20 protein-coding genes are annotated in these 20,556 nt (G+C 63.2%); 14 read left to right on the top strand and 6 right to left on the bottom strand.

Features of this window, described 5'->3' with window-relative positions; all coding sequences use genetic code 11:
- Positions 1-333: a divalent-cation tolerance protein CutA gene (gene cutA / locus ACREP4_RS13550; RefSeq protein ID WP_431596908.1), complete on the bottom strand. Its 333-nt coding sequence runs from the start codon at positions 331-333 to the stop codon at positions 1-3.
- Between the two features lie 179 nt (positions 334-512).
- Here cutA and ACREP4_RS13545 point away from each other — a divergent pair, with 179 nt between their 5' ends.
- The 7 genes from ACREP4_RS13545 (at position 513) to groL (ending at position 7,305) form a co-directional block, all read left to right on the top strand.
- On the top strand, positions 513-920 hold the full coding sequence (locus ACREP4_RS13545) for a type IV pilin protein (RefSeq protein WP_431596720.1): 408 nt from the start codon (positions 513-515) through the stop codon (positions 918-920).
- On the top strand, positions 917-1,417 hold the full coding sequence (locus tag ACREP4_RS13540) for a pilus assembly FimT family protein (protein ID WP_431596719.1): 501 nt from the start codon (positions 917-919) through the stop codon (positions 1,415-1,417). Before ACREP4_RS13545 ends, ACREP4_RS13540 begins: the two co-directional genes overlap by 4 nt.
- Complete coding sequence (locus ACREP4_RS13535) at positions 1,401-1,817, top strand: hypothetical protein (RefSeq protein WP_431596718.1); 417 nt, start codon at positions 1,401-1,403, stop codon at positions 1,815-1,817. Before ACREP4_RS13540 ends, ACREP4_RS13535 begins: the two co-directional genes overlap by 17 nt.
- Positions 1,814-2,521, top strand: coding sequence for a PilW family protein (locus tag ACREP4_RS13530; RefSeq protein WP_431596717.1), 708 nt, complete (start codon positions 1,814-1,816; stop codon positions 2,519-2,521). Before ACREP4_RS13535 ends, ACREP4_RS13530 begins: the two co-directional genes overlap by 4 nt.
- Positions 2,522-2,541: 20 nt before the next feature.
- Complete coding sequence (locus tag ACREP4_RS13525; protein ID WP_431596716.1) at positions 2,542-4,761, top strand: hypothetical protein; 2,220 nt, start codon at positions 2,542-2,544, stop codon at positions 4,759-4,761.
- A 458-nt stretch (positions 4,762-5,219) separates the two neighbouring features.
- Complete coding sequence (locus tag ACREP4_RS13520; protein WP_057631623.1) at positions 5,220-5,507, top strand: co-chaperone GroES; 288 nt, start codon at positions 5,220-5,222, stop codon at positions 5,505-5,507.
- 148 nt (positions 5,508-5,655) lie between these two features.
- Positions 5,656-7,305, top strand: coding sequence for a chaperonin GroEL (groL, locus tag ACREP4_RS13515; RefSeq protein ID WP_431596715.1), 1,650 nt, complete (start codon positions 5,656-5,658; stop codon positions 7,303-7,305).
- 585 nt (positions 7,306-7,890) lie between these two features.
- On the opposite strand, the gene ACREP4_RS13510 is transcribed toward groL, so the two are convergent.
- From ACREP4_RS13510 to trxC, 4 genes are all read right to left on the bottom strand, one after another.
- Positions 7,891-9,396, bottom strand: coding sequence for an acetyl-CoA acetyltransferase (locus ACREP4_RS13510; RefSeq protein ID WP_431596714.1), 1,506 nt, complete (start codon positions 9,394-9,396; stop codon positions 7,891-7,893).
- Positions 9,393-11,516: an acetate--CoA ligase family protein gene (locus tag ACREP4_RS13505; protein ID WP_431596713.1), complete on the bottom strand. Its 2,124-nt coding sequence runs from the start codon at positions 11,514-11,516 to the stop codon at positions 9,393-9,395. Before ACREP4_RS13505 ends, ACREP4_RS13510 begins: the two co-directional genes overlap by 4 nt.
- A 411-nt stretch (positions 11,517-11,927) precedes the next feature.
- Positions 11,928-12,845, bottom strand: coding sequence for a LysR family transcriptional regulator (locus ACREP4_RS13500; RefSeq protein WP_431596712.1), 918 nt, complete (start codon positions 12,843-12,845; stop codon positions 11,928-11,930).
- 486 nt (positions 12,846-13,331) lie between these two features.
- The gene (gene trxC, locus ACREP4_RS13495; RefSeq protein WP_431596711.1) at positions 13,332-13,772 is read right to left on the bottom strand and encodes a thioredoxin TrxC; all 441 of its coding nucleotides are present in this window, start codon (positions 13,770-13,772) and stop codon (positions 13,332-13,334) included.
- 432 nt (positions 13,773-14,204) lie between these two features.
- Here trxC and ACREP4_RS13490 point away from each other — a divergent pair, with 432 nt between their 5' ends.
- The 4 genes from ACREP4_RS13490 (at position 14,205) to ACREP4_RS13475 (ending at position 16,620) form a co-directional block, all read left to right on the top strand.
- A complete protein-coding gene (locus tag ACREP4_RS13490; protein ID WP_431596710.1) occupies positions 14,205-15,278 on the top strand; it encodes a 3-deoxy-7-phosphoheptulonate synthase in 1,074 nt (357 codons plus the stop codon).
- Between the two features lie 148 nt (positions 15,279-15,426).
- Positions 15,427-15,873, top strand: coding sequence for a hypothetical protein (locus ACREP4_RS13485; RefSeq protein WP_431596709.1), 447 nt, complete (start codon positions 15,427-15,429; stop codon positions 15,871-15,873).
- A 22-nt stretch (positions 15,874-15,895) separates the two neighbouring features.
- Entirely contained in the window at positions 15,896-16,156 is a 261-nt protein-coding gene (locus tag ACREP4_RS13480; protein ID WP_431596708.1) for a GIY-YIG nuclease family protein, read from the top strand.
- A 128-nt stretch (positions 16,157-16,284) separates the two neighbouring features.
- Positions 16,285-16,620, top strand: coding sequence for a YegP family protein (locus ACREP4_RS13475; RefSeq protein ID WP_431596707.1), 336 nt, complete (start codon positions 16,285-16,287; stop codon positions 16,618-16,620).
- Positions 16,621-16,931: 311 nt separating this feature from the next.
- Here the strand turns inward: ACREP4_RS13475 and ACREP4_RS13470 are convergent, their stop codons facing one another.
- Entirely contained in the window at positions 16,932-17,249 is a 318-nt protein-coding gene (locus tag ACREP4_RS13470; RefSeq protein WP_431596706.1) for an I78 family peptidase inhibitor, read from the bottom strand.
- A 195-nt stretch (positions 17,250-17,444) separates the two neighbouring features.
- Here ACREP4_RS13470 and ACREP4_RS13465 point away from each other — a divergent pair, with 195 nt between their 5' ends.
- From ACREP4_RS13465 to ACREP4_RS13455, 3 genes are all read left to right on the top strand, one after another.
- Positions 17,445-18,239, top strand: coding sequence for a hypothetical protein (locus ACREP4_RS13465; protein WP_431596705.1), 795 nt, complete (start codon positions 17,445-17,447; stop codon positions 18,237-18,239).
- A 187-nt stretch (positions 18,240-18,426) separates the two neighbouring features.
- Positions 18,427-19,491 carry a linear amide C-N hydrolase gene (locus ACREP4_RS13460; RefSeq protein WP_431596704.1) on the top strand — a complete coding sequence of 355 codons (1,065 nt, stop codon included), beginning with the start codon at positions 18,427-18,429 and terminating at the stop codon, positions 19,489-19,491.
- Between the two features lie 58 nt (positions 19,492-19,549).
- Positions 19,550-20,326, top strand: coding sequence for a hypothetical protein (locus ACREP4_RS13455; RefSeq protein WP_431596703.1), 777 nt, complete (start codon positions 19,550-19,552; stop codon positions 20,324-20,326).
- Positions 20,327-20,556: the final 230 nt, after the last annotated feature.

Genomic DNA, 20,556 nt, shown 5'->3' with positions numbered 1-20,556 from the left:
TCAGGTTTCCTCCCGGGTCTGTGCCCGGATCCATTCCAGATACGCCGGCAAGCCAGCGCTGGGGGAGATCGCAATGATCTCCGGTAATTCGTAGGGATGTTCCTGCTGGATGGCGCTGGTGAGCGCATCCAGCCGATCAGCGCAGGTCTTGATCAACAACTGCACTTCCTGTGCCTGTTCAACTTGGCCTTGCCAGCGGTACACAGACCGCATTGGCGGCAACAAGTTCACACACGCCGCCAGGCGCCGCTCCACCAACAAGTGGGCCAGTACCTGGGCGCTGTCCGAATCCGGGCAGGTGCAGAAGACAAGTCTTACGTCCATCCGGGGGATTGTCGCAGATGCGAATGCGGCGCTTTCAGGTGGAAGTATTGACATCGTTGTCATCAAATGTATATTGCCGCTCGTCACTGTTTTTGTGAGCTGTTTGCTTGACGGGGGAGTGCTGGACGCAGCGTCCAGAGCTCAAGACACACGGGGACGAGGCGCGCAGCGCCCGCAGGGAGGCCCTGATGGAACGACGCACTACTCGTGGTTTCACGCTGATCGAACTGATGATCGTGGTGGCCATCATTGCCATCCTCGCGGCCATCGCATTGCCGGCCTACGCCGATTACGCACTGCGCAGCAAAATCCGCGTGGCCCAGAGCGACCTGCTCGCCCTGTCGAGCAATGTCGAGAATTTCCGCCAACGCACGCTGGGCTACCCGGCCAGCGACAGCGCCGCCAAGAAGGGCTGGAGCGCGGGGACCAAGGCCGGCAACTTCACCTACACCTATTCAGCAAGCAGCGGCGGCTACCAGCTCAAGGCCGTTGCCAGCGCTTCGATGGGCAAGGCCAGCGGCTGCACCTTGAGCGTGGATGCGGGCAATACCCGCGCGGTCAGCGGCAACTGCGTCGGCGTGAGTGATTGGCCGTGAGCCGGCGGGCTGCCGGATTTTCGCTGGTCGAATTGATGGTGACGTTGGCGGTGATGGCGGTATTGGCCGCCGCCGGCACGCCATTCGCGCTGGAGTGGATCGACAGCAATCGCCAGATGCAGGCGCGCAATGTGATGTGGGAAGCGGTGTCGCAGGCGCGCTCGCTGGCGCTGCGTAACCCGTCGCAGGCCACCAGCCAAGGCACCTCGTCGCGGCTGCAGCGTGACGGCCGCGCACTGCAGGTGCTGCGTGCCGATAGCACCGAGGTGCTGTGGAGTGGGGAGCTCCCGCGCAACGTGGAGATCAAGTTGACCGGTGCAGCGGACTTCGCCGATGCCGATGCCTTGAGCGCCGCTGCCGACGACCTGGCCTGCGTCGCGTTTGGCAATCGTGGCCAGCGTCTGCCGGCGGCCAGCAGCTGCCTCAGCGGCGGTACGCATCAGCGTCTGGCCATTGGCCTGAACAATCAGGACCCGCTTTATGTCGATCTGCTTTGATTCGCCCCGTCGCCAGCGCGGCGACATGATGCTCGAAGCCCTGGTCGGCGTGCTGATCACCAGCTTGATTGGTGCGGGCTTGGCGCATGTCGCGGCCAACATGATGAACAACCAGCGCGACGCCAAGGTGGAAAACCTGGTGGTCGAGCGCCTGCGCGACAACCTGCACAGCAAAGGCGTTGGCCTGTGCAGCGGCAGCACGGTCGAGATCGCGCTGCCCACCGGCAACAAGAACGCCAACATCAGCTGCGAAGCGGCATCGGCCAACGTGTCCATGGCCGGCGTCACCCGTACGGTCGTTGCACCGCAGCGGGTGGATCTGACCGTGTCGGCGGCTGACTTGGGCGGTCGCCGTGGCAGCAAGGACGATCCCGACCTGCTCGTATCCACGAGGCAATGACCATGCACAGCCGTCGTCGCGTTGTTCGCGTTCGCCGTCATCAAACCGGGCAGAGCCTGATCAGCATGATGATCGGCCTGGTGATTTCGCTGATCACCATCTCAGCGATGCTGGTGCTCTACAAAACCATGATTGAAGTGTCCGCCAATGCCTCGCGTTCGGCATTGCGTGACGGCCAGGTATCGGCGGCGTTGCTGGCCGCACAGATGGACATGCAATCAGCCGGTTTCGGCGTGCCGGCGGCGGACGCCTTGAGCAGCAAGCTCGGCGTGCGTGCATCCGGCAAAGAAGTGGTGTGGCGCTACAAGGCACAACTCACCGATACCGGCTTTGTCTGCTCCGGGCTGCGCTTGGTGGACAACGAAGGCCTGTACCGTTTCACGCCCAAAGCCTGCAGCGATGTGGCGGCCGTTGACTGGTCGGCCAACGAGCGCGAGCTGTTGGCCGGCAGTGCTGCATTTTTCACACCTGCGCAGAAAGACGGCAGCGCTTACGCCAGCGGTGAAGGTGAAGTTGGCGCGATGAGCCTGGCCGCCGGTTATGTGTTCGCGCTGAAGGCCGAACGCCAATGTCTGCCTTTCATGCAGCAGGATTTCAGCACCTCGCCGATGGTGTTGCCGGGGCAGCAGGTGGTGATGGAACAGGCCGACGGTGCCAGCCATCTGTTTCAGGCCTGCCTGCCCAATCTTGCGGTTTCAAGCTGATGGACCAGGAGCGTACGCGCATGGACAAGAGTCGCTTTTCCTCGCCACGGAAGCAGCGTGGCATCACCACTATCCTGATCGTGCTGATGGTGGGCCTGGCGGTATCGGTCACTGTTGCCGCGACGATTTATTCCTTGCGCGGTACTCAGTCACAGCAGCTGACCACGCATTCGGCCACGGCCGCGCAGGCTGCGGCATGGCGCGGTGTGGAAGCGCTGCGGCTGTATCTGCTGCAGGTCGAAAAGACCGTGTGGCCAGGTTGGGTGGGTGACGACGCCAAGCTGGTGTCGGGACTGGGTGCGCTGGGCGTGCGGTCGGCGGTGGTGTCGTCGGTGCAGACCGCCGGCACCGATCTGTACAAAGTGACCGCGCGTGTCACCGGTGAAGCCGGCGTCGGTTCGGCGCTGACCACCGCCACCGTGGAAGTGGTGTACGACGTGGTGCCCGGCAGCGGCACGCCGGGGACGCCGGAAGTCTGCCACTCGCTGCCCAACGCGCCGATGGTGTTCAACGGCAACCTCAACTACAGCGGCGGCTCGCTGGAGGTGGTCAATCCGGTCGATTACGAAAACGTGGTGGTGGCCGGCGACCTGACCATCGGTGGCGGCTCGTCGGCGCGCATCTCCGGCTGCGTGAAAGGCAATGTGTCGCTCAGTGGCGGTGGCATTACCAACAACGGCCACCTTCATTCCGAAGGCGACATCACCATCAATCAGATGGGCAACCCCAGCGGCACCACGCTGTGGGGTAGGAACGTGTCGGTTGGCAATGGTGTCAGCGGCGGCAACTACACCGCGATCAAGGCCGGCACGTACAGCGCGGTGGTTTACAGCGGCGGCCGTGCCATCGGTACCGCCGAAGTGGGCGGCAAGCTGGTCGCCACTACCGTCACCGGCGGCATTCCGTGGACCCAGGGCAACGTGGTGCCGTTCAACAGTGGTCGCTTGGTCATCACCTTGAGCGACCAGAGCCGTTTCCTGCTTGATCTGAGCAAGGTGACCATTGATGCCAGCAGTGGCGCGGTGACGGGCGCTGCGGCGTCCGAGCGCCTGCGGGATGACAGGGACAAGGGCCCGGACAATGCGGTGTTGCCGGATGCGTTGCTGTTCACCTCGCTGTCGGTCGCGGGTGGCGACGCCAGCGTCCATACGGTGATCGCCGGCCAGCTGTGGGGGCAGAAGGTGTCGGTGCTGGGCTGGAACGGTGGCTACAACACGCTGTGGGCCGGTGGCCATATCGATATGGTGTCCGGCACCATCGGAAACCTGGTCGGCGGCGGCAACATGACGGTTCGGGAGGCGCGGGTGACCGGTAGCGGTCGTTTGGCGGGCAGCCTGAGTACGCCGCTGGCCAATGTGCTGAGCGAGCAGGCGGGGACGAGTCCGGGCCTGCCCGGTCTGCCGTGGTGCGACGCGCGGGTCAAGGCGGTGGACGCCGGTAATTACAAGGGTGTGGCCAACTACATTTTCGAGTCGGTCAATGGCCTGCCGCAGCTGACCGTCCAGCACGTCAAACGCGCCGATGGCTCGTCCATCGACGGCGTGTATCCGTTGCGGAATCCTTCGGCCGTCCAGCTCGGCGTGTTGCAGGAGCTGATGACCTGCACCAACGGCAACGACCAGGGCTGCTTGAACATCCGCCAGGGCAACGGCAATTGGGTGCTGGATGGCGTCCAGAAGATGCCGGCGGGCGTGCTCTGGTTTGATGCGGCGGTAGCCGTCCGAGGCACCACGATGGACCTGCTCAATACCATCGTGAACAAGGGCGGCGATGTGGCGCTGGACAGCTCCGGTCACCGTGATCTGGTGGCGCCGAATTTTGCCGGTGCGAGCAAGGTCTGCGGCGGCGCGTTCTATCCGTCCAATCTGTGCGCCAGCCGTTCCGAGTTCGTCACCTGGGAAGGCAGCGACAGCCAGGGCAAGCCGGTCACCTACACCGGCTTGCCGATCGGCAACACCGCGATCATTGCCGAAGAAGGCGCAACGATGGCCGGTTGGACCATTCGCGGCAGCGTCATGCTGGGCAAGCAGCTGGCCACCAGCGGCGCCATCGTCACCATCCACGGCAGCCTCACCGTAGGCAGCAATCAGCGCGCCGACACCACGATCACGGCCGGCGGCATCTCGTTGGAAGTGCCCAATGGCAGCGGTCTGAATCTGCTGCCGGTCTGCGGTGGCGGCAGCAGCGCCATCCCCTCGGCCCCGGCCAGCGCCTCGGTGCTGTGGTCGCGTTATCTCTGAGATTTCATAAAAACAGCACTTCAGCCCGCAGCTCGGGCGGCTCTCTCTGCATGGCGCGTCCGGTTGTCCCCCCGGCGCGCCATTTTTTTGCCTGTGGCGCGTGCCGGTTTGAACAAGAAGGGGCGCAGTGCTGATACCTGCACGGCAGGGGCTCTCCGGTATGGCCTCAGCGGAGCATGGCTCCGCTCTACAGGGGAGGGGGCTTCGGCTATGCCTATAGTGCCGAGCCATGCTCGGCAGGGGCTTTTCCCGCTGAGCCGCAACAGAGCGGGGTTCCGCCCCGCCGCAGGCTTCCGGGGGAACCTTTTTTCGCCGGGCCCTTGAAAGCCCCTGCTCGGGCCCCATCTCCCTTTCAAGCCCGTTCGACGGGCGTTTTTACGCGCGGTGCCTCCAGCGTCTGCCCTGGCTGGGGGAAACTGCCGGAACTTCAGACCATTCAAATACTTAAGAGGTCCTTCATGAGCATCAAGCCGCTTCACGACCGCGTTGTAGTCAAGCCGATCGAAGCCGACGAAATCTCCGCCGGCGGCATCCTGATCCCTGATTCGGCCAAGGAAAAGTCGACCAAGGGCGAAGTCGTGGCCGTGGGCCCGGGCAAGCCGCTGGACAATGGTTCGGTGCGTGCGCCGTCGCTGAAGGTCGGTGACAAGGTCATCTACGGTCAGTACGCCGGTTCGTCCTACAAGGCCGAAGGCGTCGAGTACAAGGTGCTGCGCGAAGACGACGTCCTCGCCATCATCGGCTGATTGCCTCTGACAGCGGGAACCGGGACCGGGGAGCAGGACATGGTCGCAGCGGCTGAGCCGCCGCCATCTCTCCACGGTCCACAACGGCCCCGCTGTTGATTCACCCCTATTCCAATCCCCTATTTCCCCTTTCCCGAGGTTTCAAGCAATGGCTGCCAAGGATATTCGTTTCGGTGAAGACGCCCGTTCGCGCATGGTGCGCGGCGTCAACGTTCTCGCCAATGCCGTCAAGGCTACTCTGGGCCCGAAGGGCCGCAACGTCGTGCTCGAGAAGAGCTTCGGCGCGCCGACCATCACCAAGGACGGCGTCTCCGTCGCCAAGGAAATCGAACTGGCTGACAAGTTCGAGAACATGGGCGCGCAGATGGTGAAGGAAGTTGCCTCGCGTACCAATGACGACGCAGGCGACGGCACCACCACCGCCACCGTGCTGGCCCAGGCCCTGATCCGCGAAGGCGCCAAGGCTGTGGCCGCCGGCATGAACCCGATGGACCTGAAGCGCGGTATCGACAAGGCCGTGGTTGCCGCCGTCGCCGAGCTGAAGAACATCTCCAAGCCCACCACCGACGACAAGGCAATCGCCCAGGTCGGCACCATCTCGGCCAACTCGGACGAGTCGATCGGCAACATCATTGCCGAAGCGATGCAGAAGGTCGGCAAGGAAGGCGTGATCACCGTTGAGGAAGGCTCGGGCCTGGAAAACGAGCTGGACGTCGTCGAAGGCATGCAGTTCGACCGCGGCTACCTGTCCCCGTACTTCATCAACAACCAGCAGTCGCAGACCGCTGATCTGGATGACCCGTTCATCCTGCTGCACGACAAGAAGATCTCCAACGTGCGTGAGCTGCTGCCGGTGCTGGAAGGCGTCGCCAAGGCAGGCAAGCCGCTGCTGATCATCGCTGAAGACATCGAAGGCGAAGCGCTGGCGACCCTGGTGGTCAACACCATCCGTGGCATCGTCAAGGTCGTGGCCGTCAAGGCACCGGGCTTCGGCGACCGTCGCAAGGCAATGCTGGAAGACATGGCCGTGCTGACCGGCGGCACCGTGATTTCCGAAGAAGTGGGCCTGTCGCTGGAAAAGGCCACCATCAAGGATCTGGGCCGCGCCAAGAAGGTGCAGGTTTCCAAGGAAAACACCACCGTGATCGACGGCGCCGGCGATACCGCTGCCATCGAATCGCGCGTCAAGCAGATCAAGACGCAGATCGAAGAGACCTCTTCGGACTACGACCGCGAGAAGCTGCAGGAACGCGTGGCCAAGCTGGCCGGCGGCGTTGCCGTGATCAAGGTCGGTGCATCGACCGAAATCGAAATGAAGGAAAAGAAGGACCGCGTCGATGACGCCCTGCACGCAACCCGCGCTGCAGTGGAAGAAGGCGTTGTCCCGGGCGGCGGCGTCGCCCTGGTGCGCGCGATCACCGCACTGTCTGGCCTGAAGGGCAACAACGAAGACCAGAACCACGGCATCCAGATCGCCCTGCGCGCGATGGAAGCCCCGCTGCGCGAAATCGTTGCCAACGCCGGTGAAGAGCCGTCGGTCATCATCAACAAGGTCAAGGAAGGCACCGGCAGCTTCGGCTACAACGCTGCGACTGGCGAGTTCGGCGACATGCTGCAGTTCGGCATCCTGGACCCGACCAAGGTGACCCGTTCGGCGCTGCAGAACGCAGCCTCGATCGCTGGCCTGATGATCACCACCGAAGCCATGGTCGCCGAAGCTCCGAAGAAGGACGAGCCGGCCATGGGCGGCGCAGGTGGCATGGGCGGTATGGGTGGCATGGGCGGCATGGACTTCTAAGTCCGCCGCACGGCACCTGTCGTGCAATTGCATTGAAGAACCCCGCCGAAAGGCGGGGTTTTTTTATGGCGGTGTCATGTAAAGCGGTGCGTCATCCGTTGGCGATCAATACACGAACGCCTTGTCGCCGTATTCCCATCTCCAGGGTGCCCCGGTCTGGCCGGGGACGAACTGCAGCAGCGCCGGATACGCGGCTGCTGTCGTTGCCAGAGGTCGCCAGCCGCAGTGCCGGGCCACGTTCGGCAGAGGGACGTGGCCGGGTAAACGCAGCCCTGCACGGCTGTGCTTGCCCGCGTGGCGACACGCTCAGCGCAGTGCATCCGGGAACACCGTCGGGGGGCCCTGATCGCCTCTCTGGGCCAACTGCGTGGTGGGGGGACGCCATACGCAGCGGCGAATAAGACGACAGGAACGTTGCCCCGGATGCACTGCGCTCAGCGTGCGGAAGCGGTTAATTCCGCTCCAGTACGGCGCACGCTTTTCCATAAGCGCACGCGTGCCGTTCTTGAAATGGTTGCGGTTGGCCGCGATCCACAGCGCATGCGCACGGATCCGCTGCGACGTTGCATGGCAGGTTGCGATGGTTCATATCACCAGGCTCCACTCCGAGTAGCCGTGCTGTGTCGGTCGCAGTACACCGCTGCGGCCGACCGGCGAGATGTCGCGGTCGGTGAGCGCGAGCAGCGTCCATTTGTCATCCGGTGCAACCCGCGCGAGCGTGCGGGTGTTGTGCGGTGTGCGCACCATTGCCACGCCATGCTGCAGGTCGCCGTTGCGCTGGTAGAGCAGGGTGAAGGCTTCGAGTTTGCCTGCGCCGAGCGGTTCGGTCTCGATGCTCGGTACGGCGCGGCGGTGGCTGTCGGCAATCTGTTGCACGTTGCTGTACGCCAGCGCGGGATGCCCGGGGTACGGGCGTCGCCCGAGCACTAGACCGCGATGTTGGGTGACGAACTCGCCCTGCCCGTAAAGCAGGCCGCGCGATACGGACAGCGAGTTGCGCAGTCGTCGCACCATCGCGCAGATCGCATGCGTCATGTAGTTGCTTAACGGCGCGCCGAAGAAGGTCAGGCCGCCGGTGACGGTGGGTTCGAATTTTTCCGGAAGACCCAGCATGCGGCGCGCCATCTTTGGCACACAGGGGAAGCAGCTGTACAGCTCCAAGGCTTCAAAGGCACCGCCGGCCAGATTGACGCAGGTGGCCAGCACCGCGTTCTGTGCATGGCTTTCCCAATAGTGATCGCGCGCCAGAAAGTCACGTGGCTCCTGCGCCTGCGTGCCACCCCACGGATACACCAACTGGTGCTCCGGAATGCCCGCACGGCGTGCATATTCCAGGCTGGTCAGCAGCACCGCAGCACCTTGATTGACCTGCGGGTTGGCGACCATCAGCTTGGTATACGGCCACGCGATCATCCGGTTGTCGGCAGATGCGGTGACGATGTCGGCGCTGCTGTGCGGCTCGCGCAGCCACGCGTTGCTGTTGTTGGCGGCGTGCTGCGAGTAGCGGTTCCACAGCTCGCCGGATTCGCGCTGCGCCATGCTCGGCGATTGTCGCCAATGCGCGGCGCTGGCGGTTTCGTAGAACGGGTAGACCGATAGCGGCTGGTTGCAGCCCAAGCGCGCGGCCAGCGGATGCACGGTATCTGCCCCGCGTTGGGGTGCGTGCGGAGCGGTGCGGGGTGCCGTCCACGGCAGCTCCAACCCTTGCCGCAACGCACGGGTGACGGTGTGCTGCGCCTCGGCACCACAGATCAATGCAACCTGGCTTTGTCCGCTGGCGATGCGTAGCGCGGCATCCTGCAGAAACCCCAGCGGAGTCTGTCCACCAGCCGAACCGTAGGTCGTGTGACGGGGATGGATATCAAGACACTGTGCAAGATGGCCGGGCGCGTCGAGGTAGGGCCAACTGCTGATGTTGACCACCGCCATCGAATCCACCTGCGACAGCAGCGCTGCATTCGCGTCGGTTTCGGCGGCGTGCGCGGCGCGCAGCATCAAGTCCATCGGCTCCAGCCCGTGGGCGGGATTCAACGGGCGATCAACCGATTCGCCGACGCCGACAATCACCGGAATATTGGAAGGCAGCATCATGGCGCGGCCTCCTCGATCCACCGCGTCAATCCATCCAGTGCTTCGACGTGACCGGGTGTGGCCAGCAGCGGATTGACTTCCAATGACTGCAATTGTGGACCCAGCGCCAACGCAGCATTGCCGATGCGGGTGATGACATCGGCCACTTCGTTGCGGTCCACGCGCGGACCGCCGCGGTAGCCGTCCAGCAACGGCGAAGCGCGCAGTTCACTGAGCATCGCCAGCACGTCATCGGGGGTCACCGGTAACAGGCGCAGGCTGGTGTCCTTGATCAGTTCCACCCAGACGCCACCCAGGCCGACCGCAAGCACCAAGCCCCATTGCGGATCGCGGAACGCGCCGACCAGCAGCTCGATGCCCTTGCGGCGCATCGGCGAAACGAGCACGCCATCAATGCGTGCTTCCGGGCGCGAGGCGGCCACCGCGACACGAATCTGCCGGTACGCATCGGCCGCGTTGGCCGGTGAGATATTCAGTTGAACGCCACCGACGTCGCTTTTGTGGGCGATATCCGGTGAGGCGATCTTCAAGGCGACGGGCCCGCCGATTTCATGGGCGATGACGCGCGCCTGCACGGCATCGGCAGCGATGCCGGCGGGAATCACCGGTATGCCCTGGCTGGCGAGATAGTCCAGCGTTTCCCGTTCGGTGGAAGGCCGGGCGTCGCTTTGCAGGGCGTCATTGGCGGCAAGCGGCACACGTTGCTCGGCACGCTTTCGCGCCCACCATTGCGCGCCAGCAATCGCCGACAGGCCGCGATCAATGCCGGCGGCGATATACGGAATGCCGTGGTGTTCGGCGAGCAGGCGGCTGTAATCCACCACCGGGCGTGGGGTCACACTCAGCAGCACGCCTTGTTTGCCGATGGCCGCGAAACCGGCGCCCACTTCGGTGATGACCTGCTCGGAATAGCTTTGCAGCGGTGCCGAGGGCACGTCGTACAGGCACGCCACCAACTCCACGGCGGGGTCGTCGGCCAAAGCGCGGATGCTGGTGGCGAACAGCGACGGCTCAAGCACCGCCGCGCCGGTCACATCCAGCGGATTGTGCGGTGTACCGAAATCGGGCATCAGGTACTTCAAGGCTTCGTGGGTGGGCGGCGACAACTCGGCCAGCTGCAGCCCGATCACTTCCGCACGATCAGCAGCCACCTCGCAGATGCCGCCGGAGATGGCCAACATGCCGACGCCGCCACTGCGCGGCTGCACCTGCGACAACAAGCCGGCGGTGGCGACCAGATCGTCCACCGAATGCACGCGGATGATGCCCAGTTGCCGGCACGCCGCTTCAAACACATGGTCGTCACCCACCAGTGAACCGGTATGCGCCAGCGCGGAGTTGGCGGTGATTTCGCTGGTGCCGATTTTCAAGGCGATGATCGGCTTGCCGGCGCTCAACGCGCGCTGCGCGGCGGCGGCCAACGTCTGCGCATCGCGCGAGGTTTCCAGGAACAAACAGATCACTCGCGTCGCTTCGTCATCGACCATGTACTCAACGATGCGCGCCACATTGAGGTCGGCCTCGTTGCCGGTGGAGACGATGTAGCTCAAGCCAACGCCCTGGCGCCCGGCGAATTCGGCGATATAGCTGGCGGTGGCACCGCTCTGCGAGATCAATGCCACATTGCCGGTCAAGCGCGTGGGCAGGTTGATTGTCCAGATCGGCACGCGGTCGATGAAGTTGATGAAGCCGAGGCAGTTCGGGCCGAGCAGATGAATGCCTTTTTCGTGAGCCAATGCGGCCAGTGACGCCTGGCGTGCAACGCCCTCGCCACCCATTTCGGCGAAGCCTGAGGTGAGGATCACGGCATGGTCGATACCGGCTTCATGCAAGTCCTGCAGGCTCGCTTCAATGGCACGTATCGGCACCATCAGCAAGGCGGCATCCACCTGCTCGCCGAGTGCGCGGCAGGACGTGGCTGCGTTGATGCCGTGTACACGTCCACCGTTGTGGTTGACGACGTGGATGTTGCCTTCATAGCCGAGCCGGCCGAAGTTGGCGAACGCGCCGTTGGACCACGTCGAGCGCTCGGTCGCGCCAACCAGCGCGATGGAGCGTGCGCGCAGCAGTCCATCGAGACGGGCATGGGGGCCGGCCTGCGCCTTCAATTGTGCATTCATCAGAAGTGTCTCTTGCTGTCCGTTACCGGTGAACGGCCCGCGCACATGCGGTGGCATTGCCGGGGGTGGCAAGCAGGGAATTGAAGAGCGTGCGCATGTGATGTGGGGTCGCTGCGGGTGGGTCCGGTTGCACCTTCATTCCGTGGTGCGTGGATGCGGGTACGTCGGCGGTGATGGCGGCATGCAGCTGCCTGCAATCCAGCGGACGTGCATCCTGCGTCTGCTTGAACCTGCTCACGCCCCGCGGGCTATACCGCATCCGGCCCGTTGTTCGGAATGCAGCATGGCGGTGGGGCGTGAACAGGTTGAAGGCGGCGCGATCCGTGCGATGCACTATCCGAAGCAGTGCCTGTGGCGTCCAATACGAAAACGCTGAATATCCATAGCAAATTCGTCTGAATGTTGACGGCCTCAGCTTGCGGATTTCGCCGAATCGTTGGCCGCGCCCGCACCGCGAGCGACTTGCCAGCACAATTCAGCCGCCGGTTGCTGCGCGCTGCGCCGGCGCACCAATCGCAATGCAATGTCGGTGGCATCGGCGAATGGACGCGAGCACAGGCGGTCACGCAGTTGCGCGGGCGGCTTGCGGACGAAGTTGAGGCCGATCACATCGCCGGAAAGAATGTGTTGCAACCAGACGTCGCTCATCATTTCGTGATCTACCTGCAGCACCGCGCCGGCTCGCTGCGCGGCACCGAACAGCTGCTCATGCACGGGCGGATTCAGCCCGCGCTCAAACGCCAGGATGGTTCTGCCACGCAGGTCACTGCTGCGTACGATGTCCAGCGCGGCCAGCGGATCATCGCTGCGGAAGCAAAGCGTGCAGGGCGCGTGACTGATGAGCTGGTATTCCAGCGCGGGATCGATGACGTCGCCCACCACGAAGGCCATGTCCAGGCTGCCGGCGGTCACGCGTTCCACCAGCTCCGGGCTCCAGCCGAGTACGATTTCAATCTGGATTTTTGGTTGCAACTGCGCAAAGCGTTCAAGCAGTGCGACGCGCTTTGCGAACAGGTGAGAGTAGGGCGGCAAGCCGATACGCAGCAGTGGCCGCTCTTCGCGGATGCGCAGCATGCTGGCGCAGATGCTGAATTCATCCAGCGACCGCATCACCGCGCGCGCCGGGCCGCGCAAGGCTTTGCCTTGTTCGCTCAAGGCCACGCGGCGGCTGTCGCGGATGAATAGATCAAAGCCCAGTTGGGATTCCAGCTTGCGGATCTGCGAGGACAGCCACGGTTGCGCAACGTGCAACGTCTCGGCTGCGCGGGTAAAAGACAGGCTGTCGGCGACCGCGACGAACATCTGGATGAGGCGGGAATCGGTACGCATGGCGCACGCTCACTTGGTGGGGGTGGGCAATGCTGCCCGAAGTGGCGAGGTCAGTATGATCGGGAATTGCGCGGCGATAGCGCTGGGTTATCGAATGAAACAGCTTGGCTCGCGCGCATGCCGCAGCGTTTTTTTTGTGATGACGTATCGCGGTGATTCGCAGACGTGTGGCAAGAACCTGCAGTTACGCGCGTTTTCACCGAGGCACCGATGAGCGCGAATCGAGGTTGTGTTCCGGAATGAAACAGGCAACGCGCACAACGTATCCGTCAGCGGAAACACGATTCATGGGCACAGTCGCGCGGGTACGCGTGTGTCCGGTAGCCCAGGTAAGCGTTGGCACATCCGGGATGTGCATGGATGGCGTGCGCGATTCGTTGATCGCTGCGTGCCACCCGACATGATGGAAACGTTGGAGAGCGCCGCCAGGCTGCGCTTCAGTAGCGATGCCACTGCCGAGCATGGCTCGGCACTGCAAGTGTCGGCTCAGCGCCGCGCCCATTGCACGATGCTGCTGGCCGGCATCGCGCCGGACTGGCGAGCGATCTCGCGTCCATCCTGGATCAACACCAGCGTGGGAATGCTGCGGATGCCAAAGCGGGAGGCCAAGGCTGGCTCGGCTTCGGTGTCCACTTTGCCCAACCGCAGTTGCGGCTCCAGTTGCACGGCGGCCTTGGTGAACTCCGGCGCCATCTGCAGGCAAGGGCCACACCAGGACGCCCAGAAATCCACCAGCAACGGAATCTGCGAGCGACTGGCGTGTGCGTCGAAGTTGGCAGCGTTCAATGCGATGGGCGCGGCCGTGAACAAGGCCTGGTGGCAACGGCCACAGGACGGCGACTGCGTCAGGCGGGCGGCCGGTACGCGGTTGATCGCGTTGCAATGCGGGCAGGCGATCTGCAGCGGATCGTGGAGAGCAGTGTTCATGTCTGGGCCGTGCGTGGGTGTTCGTGGAAAGGAAGTATGTCCTTCAATGATGGAACCAAGGTGCAAGGCGCGACGCAATACAGCTGCATGGCGATAGCGCTGCGTGCGGCGACACGTGCATGCTGTGGACGACAGAAAGCGCGCCGGCTCCGGCGCGGCTCAATGAACCTGAACGCGCCACACGCAGTGTCTGTTGCCTCTGAAACTGTCGCATCGCACAAAAAACCGTGTTATCAATGCTCCCCATGAACGCAGCCCGCGCCAGCTTTTACTTTTGGTATTACTTTCCGAAACCGCTGGCGGAGGAAGGACTGCGTTCACCCTGAAGAAACTTTCAGAAGCATTCCCGAAAAGCCGCCAGCACACCTGGCGGCTTTTTTTATGCCGCCTCGCTGGGGCAACCCCTTCACGTTTTGACCTGGAGTCCCCGCAATGCCCCCCCACACCGATGATCTTCGTATCCGCAAGCTTGAACCGTTGACCCCGCCCGCACAGCTGCTGTCGCTGCTGCCTTGTGATGATGAAACCTCGCAGACCGTCGCCGATGCCCGCGCTTCATTGCACCGCATCCTGCACGGTCAGGATGATCGCCTTGCCGTCGTGGTGGGCCCGTGTTCCATCCACGATCCGGTCGCCGCAATGGATTACGCCCAGCGTCTGCGCCCGTTGCGTGATGCACTCGGTGGCGAGCTGGAAATCGTCATGCGCGTGTACTTCGAGAAGCCGCGTACCACGGTTGGCTGGAAGGGCCTGATCAACGATCCGGACATGGACGGCAGCTTCAACATCAACAAGGGCCTGCGCGTGGCGCGCGGCCTGTTGCGTGACATCAACCGCCTTGGCCTGCCGGCCGGTGTGGAATTTCTGGATGTGATCTCGCCACAGTACATCGCTGATCTGGTTGCCTGGGGCGCCATCGGCGCGCGTACCACCGAGAGCCAGGTGCACCGCGAACTCGCATCCGGCCTGTCGTGCCCGGTGGGCTTCAAGAACGGCACCACCGGCGATGTGAAGATCGCCGCCGATGCGGTGGGCGCCGCGTCGCATCCGCATCATTTCCTGTCGGTGACCAAGGAAGGCGGCACCGCCATTGTTGCGACTCAAGGCAACCCGGATTGCCATGTGATCCTGCGCGGCGGCAAGACCCCGAACTTCGATGCCGCCAGCGTGCAGGCCGCCAGCGAAGTGCTGGCCAAGTCGCAGCTGCCGGCCCGCTTGATGATCGACGCCAGCCACGCCAACAGCAGCAAGAATCCGGAAAACCAGCCCAAGGTGATCGACGACATCGCTGCCCAGTTGCGTGGCGGTGAGCAGCGTGTGGTCGGGGTGATGATCGAAAGCCACCTGGTGGCCGGCCGTCAGGAACTGGTCGAAGGCCAGCCGCTGGTCTACGGCCAGAGCATCACCGACGGCTGCATCGATTGGGACAGCACCGTGCAGGTGCTTGAGCGGTTGGCCGAGGCCGTGCGTGCGCGTCGCCGGACCCAGTTGGAAGCCGCTGCCTGAGTCAATTCATGACAGTTTCACTGGCGTGAAAAGGCATGTGCCAGTAGCTTACGCGGCGGGGCAAAGGCCCCGCCTGCTGTGGCGACAGGGGATCGCGCCTCACCCGGCAGGAAGCCAATCAAATCACCGTACCAAGGAGAAGGAAGTGATGCGTACCCGTATTTGCACGATGGCGTTGGCACTGATGCTGGCCCCGACGATGGCAGTGGCCGCCAAAAAGCCGGTAGTGGATTCGGGCAGCGGTTGCCTGCAGAACCTGTCCGTTGCCGGCGGTTTCACCAGCGGCAAGCAGTTCCTGGCTTCGACCGACCACGAAGGCGTCAGCTACGAAGATGCGTTCGCCAAGACCTTGGCGGCGATTGAAGCCGAGGGCATGGTCGGGGTCTATCCGAATCAGCAGACCGGCTATATCGCAGCGGAAAACCCGGTGCGCGGCGGTGGCGGTGCGACCGTTCCGCTGCGTACCACGGTGCGTCGCCAGGACGACGGTGCCGTCCGCGTCGAAGTGCGTTTCAGCATCAAGGGCGGGCAGATGACGTCCAACAAGGCCGTGGGCGAGGGCTTGTGCAAGATCGCCGACGCCGCCAGCCTGTAACGACGGGTCACCCGGAGCCTGCATGACCGCCGCACGTTGGTTCTTGTACCTGCTCGAATGCCGTGATGGCAGTTACTACGCAGGCATCAGCACCGATGTGGAAGCGCGGTTCCGGGTTCACCTCAGTGGCAAGGGTGCGCGCTACACGCGGGCGCACCCGCCATTGCGCATCCTGGCCCAGCGGGCCTATGCCGACCGTTCCGGTGCCTCGCGCGCCGAATGGGAGCTGAAACAGCTGCCGCGTGGCCGCAAGCTGGCCTGGCTGGAACGGCAGGAAGATTGAGGTAAAGTCCCACTCGTGGCCGCGCCCATGTGGCCTCAACTGTCCGGGTATCCGGGCTCACAGCCTTGCATGTGGTTGTGCTACCAGCATGGCCGCATGCCGGCATCATCCTCACAAGGGGAATCGTGATGGCGGGTTGGTACGAGTTGGACAACAGCAGTGATGGCCAGTTTTATTTTGTGCTCAAGGCAGGCAATGCCGAGGTGATCCTCACCAGTGAGCGTTACAGCACACGCGCAGCCGCGGAAAACGGCATCGCTTCGGTACAGAAAAACAGCCCGGACGAAGCACGCTACGAGCGCAAGACCAGCAGTGATGGGCGTGAGCACTTCAATCTGAAAGCGGCCAATCACCAGGTGATCGGCACCAGCCAGTTGTACTCGTCACAAGCCGCTCGCGAAGCCGGCATCACCAGCGTCAAGGCCAACGGCCCGAGCACCACCATCAAGGACAAGACTGGCTGAGTGGAGCCGCGCATTGCCCCGCTTAAGCCCCTCTCCCGCAGGCGGGAGAGGGGTTGGGGTGACGGCAGATCGGGGTCAGCTTGAATGAAGCCGTCGCTGGCGGATCCGAAGTATCCGAAATCAGAAACGCCCTCATCCGCCCCTACGGGGCACCTCGCTCCGCGCCCCGGCCACGCACAACGTGCGTGGCGTTCAGTCATGCACGAGCCGGTGGCTCGTAAGCCGCATGCCTTCACCCCGTAAACGGGGGAAGGGATCTGGTCGCTCCTTCTTTCTGCGGATGGGGAAAAAACAGCCCCCAACCCTATCAATCACTCACAACGCACCGCGGTAATCACATTGGCCGCATCCAGGAACACGCGCAGACGATCCTGGCGGATGTCCATCGAAACGATGGTGGACGGGCCAATCGGATTCAGTAGCCCCGCGCCGCTTTCGCTCTTGAGACGGCGGATGTTCGCTTCGTTACCCGGCTGACCCACTGCCCATTGCGATTTTGTGGCATCGCAGTGGCCGTCGCCCGCAACGGTCGGGCCGGGGGTGGTCAGGCAGCCGCTCAGGCTCGCGGCGACGATGACAGCAGCAGCGGGAACACAGAATTTGCGGAGGTTGGCGAAGGAAGTGCGCATGCGAAGACACGGAGGTTACGGCCGGGTTTGGCTGGGCGAAGCATAGCAGCGGGCAGTGGTCGCCCTGTGTGGAGACCGTGCCGTGCCATCGAAACACGGCTGACCACGTCTTTGTCCATGCTACGCAGCCAGTAAAGCCGCATTTTTCGCTGCGGAGCGCTTACTCTCCCGCGTTCGTTGAGCAAGGAGCGGGATGTGCAAGACGCACAGTATTGGATGCAGGAATTCTGGGCAGGCTTGAGCCTGATCGATCTGCTGGGCGGCGCGCTGTTGGGCACGTTGCTGGGCTTGGCGTTGGGCATCGCGACGTGGATGGTGTTGCGTCGCTGCAACTGGTTGCTCCGCCAGCGCCGTTGGCATCACGCGTTGATCGCCTGCCATGTGGTGGTGCTGCCGCTGCTGTTTGCGTTCTCCGGCCTGCAGGTAGGTGCGGCGGCCGGTGCGCAACGCGCCTTGTACAAGCAGATGGATCATTTCCAACCGCATCTGCAGACGCTGGTCAGTACCTGGCAGATGGATTTCGAGAAGTCACTGGACAATGAATCCCTTGCCGCGTTGATGCGCAGCGATGCCTCCGTGCATGAAATCACGCGCAATGTGGTGGGCGCGTACCTGGTGGACTATCCGTTGCCCGGCGCCGCGTTGTTACAGGGCGATAACTGGGCTGCGCGCATGGCCTCCCGTGGGCTGGCACAGCTGCGGGCACGGCTGATGACGCAATGGGTGGAAGAAAGTCTGTCTGAAGAATTGGCCAACTACACCGGTGTGAGCCAGGCGGTTTACAACGAAGCGCTCGGCATGCGCATGAACGAGCTGGTGCATTCGCAAGGCGCCATCCGACTGTTGAAAACCCAGCTGAGCGCGATGATGCCCAGCGTGTATCTGGGGCTGTTACTGCCGGCGTTGATTGGACTGGCGCTGGTGTTGCTGGAAATTGCACTGTCGCATTACTTCGGCTGGTGCCGGCAGGTAACGCCTGTCGCGGTGTAATCACAGCGTTTGAATAGAGAAGAAGCCCGCAGCACTGCGGGCTTTTTTTGTTTCCCTGTTGCTTGCTCACTGATGATTGCAGTGCGTGATGTGGCGCCTGTTTCGATTTCACTGTTGAAGGACAATCGGCTTGATAGATTCATGCCGTTTAGCTGATCCAACTGATCAATCCAAAGGGGCCTCATCCATGAAACCAGTTCGGCGATCCATCGTGGCCGCGTGTGCCACCTTCCTGTTCGGGGCATTGAGCTTGCCGTACACCGCAGATGCCTGCACGCGTTTCGTTTATCACGGTGCCGGCAATGACGTGTTTACCGGCCGCTCGATGGATTACAAGATCGACACCGGCACGCATTTGTGGATGTTCCCGCGTGGCATGCAGCGCACCGGTGAAGTGGGCCCGGAGTCGCTGACGTGGACCTCGCGCTACGGCAGCGTCATCGCCAGCGCGTACGACATCGCCACTACCGACGGCATGAATGAAACCGGCCTGGTCGCCAACCTGTTGTGGCTGGCCGAATCGGAATACCCCGATCGCAACAGCGGAAAACCCGGCCTGAGCATCTCGCTGTGGACGCAGTACATGCTCGACAACTTCGCCACCGTCGATGAAGCGGTGAAGGCTTTGACCGACGAGCCTTTCACTCTGGTCACCGATGCCGCTCCGGGCGAGCAACGGCTGGCAACGCTGCATTTGTCGCTGTCCGATGCCAGCGGCGACAGCGCCATCATCGAGTACATCAAGGGCAAGCAGGTCATCCATCACAGCCGCGACTACAAGGTGATGACCAACTCGCCGATCTTCGAGGAACAGCTGGCACTGGAAAGTTACTGGCGGCAGATCGGCGGCACGGTGATGTTGCCGGGAACCAACCGCGCAGCGGATCGCTTCGCGCGCGCGGCGTTCTATATCGAAGCCATTCCGAAATCCACCGATCCGGTCGAGTCCACCGCCAGCGTATTCGGCGTGATCCGCAACGTGTCGGTGCCGTACGGCATCACCACGCCGGGCGAGCCGAACATTTCGTCCACGCGCTGGCGCACGGTGTCGGACCAGTCGCGCAAGCGTTACTACTTCGAGTCGGCGCTGAGCACCAATGTGTTCTGGGTGGATCTGCAGAAGATCGACTTCAGCGAGCGCGGCGGCAAGGTCAAACGGCTGGACCTTGGCCAGAACCAGCGCACCATCTATTCGGGTGAAGCCAACGCGCAGTTCAAGGAAACCAAACCGTTCCGTTTCCTTGGCGTCTAAGCGCACAACGCGCACATCGCGTGCCCGGTTCGCCGGGCGCGCGTCATCCGGAGTTTCAATGAGCACCCGATTCCAAACCAAGCGCGTGTCGTTGGCGATGTTGCTGTTGGTTGTGGGCAGCGTTCCACTCGCACAGGCACAGCCATCCGATGGCGGCGACGCAGATGGCTGGCGTTTTCAGGCTACGCCGTACGTGTGGATGAGCGGCATGGACGGGCAGGTGCGGCCGTTCCGCAATGCACCGATGGCTAACGTGGACAAGTCGTTCTCCGAGCTGATGGACAGCTTGGACGCAGCCGCGTTCATCACCGGTACCGCGCGCCGTGGCAACTTCGTGTTGCAGGCCGACGTCAGCCACGCTTCCACGTCGGATTCAACGCCGCTGCCGATGGGCATCGCAGCCAACGTGAACGTGCGGCAGACCTCGGCGACCGTCACTGCCGGTTATGCGTGGATGACAACCGAACGTACCGGCATCGATTTGATGGGCGGCCTGCGTTACTGGGACATCAACGCGGCGGTGAATGTAGCGGGCGTGGTGTCAGCGCGTTCGGATTCGTCATTCGTTGACCCGATTGCCGCCGTGCGTTGGCGGCAGAGCCTTGCGCCGCGCTGGAGCAGCGTGGCGTATGTGGATGTCGGCGGTTTTGGCGTGGGATCTGATGCCACCTGGCAGGTATTGGCGCTGGCCAATTACCAGGCCAGCGACCAGCTGTTCCTGTCGATGGGCTACCGCCACTTGCGCGTGGATTACCGCGACCGTGGCAAGCGTTTGGACCTTGCCATGTCGGGCCCGATGCTGGGCGTGACATACCGCTTCGGCGCAGGGCTGTAACGCTTGAAGCCCCTCTCACCGGGAGAGGGGTTGGGGAGAGGGTCGGGCGTGATGTCACTTGCAATCAAGCATGCAAGCGCTTCGCCCGCACCCTTATCCGCCCGTTGGGCACCTTCTCCCAAGGGGAGAAGGGCGGCTCACTCCGCCTCGCCGGGATGCAGCTTCCAATAGCCGTGGCGCGGACTCCTAGCGCTTGAAGCCCCTCTCCCACCGGGAGAGGGGTTGGGGAG

It is taken from the genome of Stenotrophomonas sp. (assembly GCF_050737575.1).
Classification (GTDB): Bacteria; Pseudomonadota; Gammaproteobacteria; order Xanthomonadales; family Xanthomonadaceae; genus Stenotrophomonas.
Note: the sequence above shows the minus strand (reverse complement) of the source record. Positions and strands in the feature narration are given on the sequence as shown.

Excerpts from the sequence above, each read along its gene's own strand:
- ACREP4_RS13545 (WP_431596720.1), top strand. The coding sequence starts at position 513 with ATGGAACGACGCACTACTCGTGGTTTCACGCTGATCGAACTGATGATC.
- ACREP4_RS13535 (WP_431596718.1), top strand. The coding sequence starts at position 1,401 with ATGTCGATCTGCTTTGATTCGCCCCGTCGCCAGCGCGGCGACATGATG.
- ACREP4_RS13530 (WP_431596717.1), top strand. The coding sequence starts at position 1,814 with ATGACCATGCACAGCCGTCGTCGCGTTGTTCGCGTTCGCCGTCATCAA.
- ACREP4_RS13525 (WP_431596716.1), top strand. The coding sequence starts at position 2,542 with ATGGACAAGAGTCGCTTTTCCTCGCCACGGAAGCAGCGTGGCATCACC.
- ACREP4_RS13520 (WP_057631623.1), top strand. The coding sequence starts at position 5,220 with ATGAGCATCAAGCCGCTTCACGACCGCGTTGTAGTCAAGCCGATCGAA.
- groL (WP_431596715.1), top strand. The coding sequence starts at position 5,656 with ATGGCTGCCAAGGATATTCGTTTCGGTGAAGACGCCCGTTCGCGCATG.
- ACREP4_RS13510 (WP_431596714.1), bottom strand. The coding sequence starts at position 9,396 with ATGATGCTGCCTTCCAATATTCCGGTGATTGTCGGCGTCGGCGAATCG.
- ACREP4_RS13505 (WP_431596713.1), bottom strand. The coding sequence starts at position 11,516 with ATGAATGCACAATTGAAGGCGCAGGCCGGCCCCCATGCCCGTCTCGAT.
- ACREP4_RS13500 (WP_431596712.1), bottom strand. The coding sequence starts at position 12,845 with ATGCGTACCGATTCCCGCCTCATCCAGATGTTCGTCGCGGTCGCCGAC.
- trxC (WP_431596711.1), bottom strand. The coding sequence starts at position 13,772 with ATGAACACTGCTCTCCACGATCCGCTGCAGATCGCCTGCCCGCATTGC.
- ACREP4_RS13490 (WP_431596710.1), top strand. The coding sequence starts at position 14,205 with ATGCCCCCCCACACCGATGATCTTCGTATCCGCAAGCTTGAACCGTTG.
- ACREP4_RS13485 (WP_431596709.1), top strand. The coding sequence starts at position 15,427 with ATGCGTACCCGTATTTGCACGATGGCGTTGGCACTGATGCTGGCCCCG.
- ACREP4_RS13480 (WP_431596708.1), top strand. The coding sequence starts at position 15,896 with ATGACCGCCGCACGTTGGTTCTTGTACCTGCTCGAATGCCGTGATGGC.
- ACREP4_RS13475 (WP_431596707.1), top strand. The coding sequence starts at position 16,285 with ATGGCGGGTTGGTACGAGTTGGACAACAGCAGTGATGGCCAGTTTTAT.
- ACREP4_RS13470 (WP_431596706.1), bottom strand. The coding sequence starts at position 17,249 with ATGCGCACTTCCTTCGCCAACCTCCGCAAATTCTGTGTTCCCGCTGCT.
- ACREP4_RS13460 (WP_431596704.1), top strand. The coding sequence starts at position 18,427 with ATGAAACCAGTTCGGCGATCCATCGTGGCCGCGTGTGCCACCTTCCTG.
- ACREP4_RS13455 (WP_431596703.1), top strand. The coding sequence starts at position 19,550 with ATGAGCACCCGATTCCAAACCAAGCGCGTGTCGTTGGCGATGTTGCTG.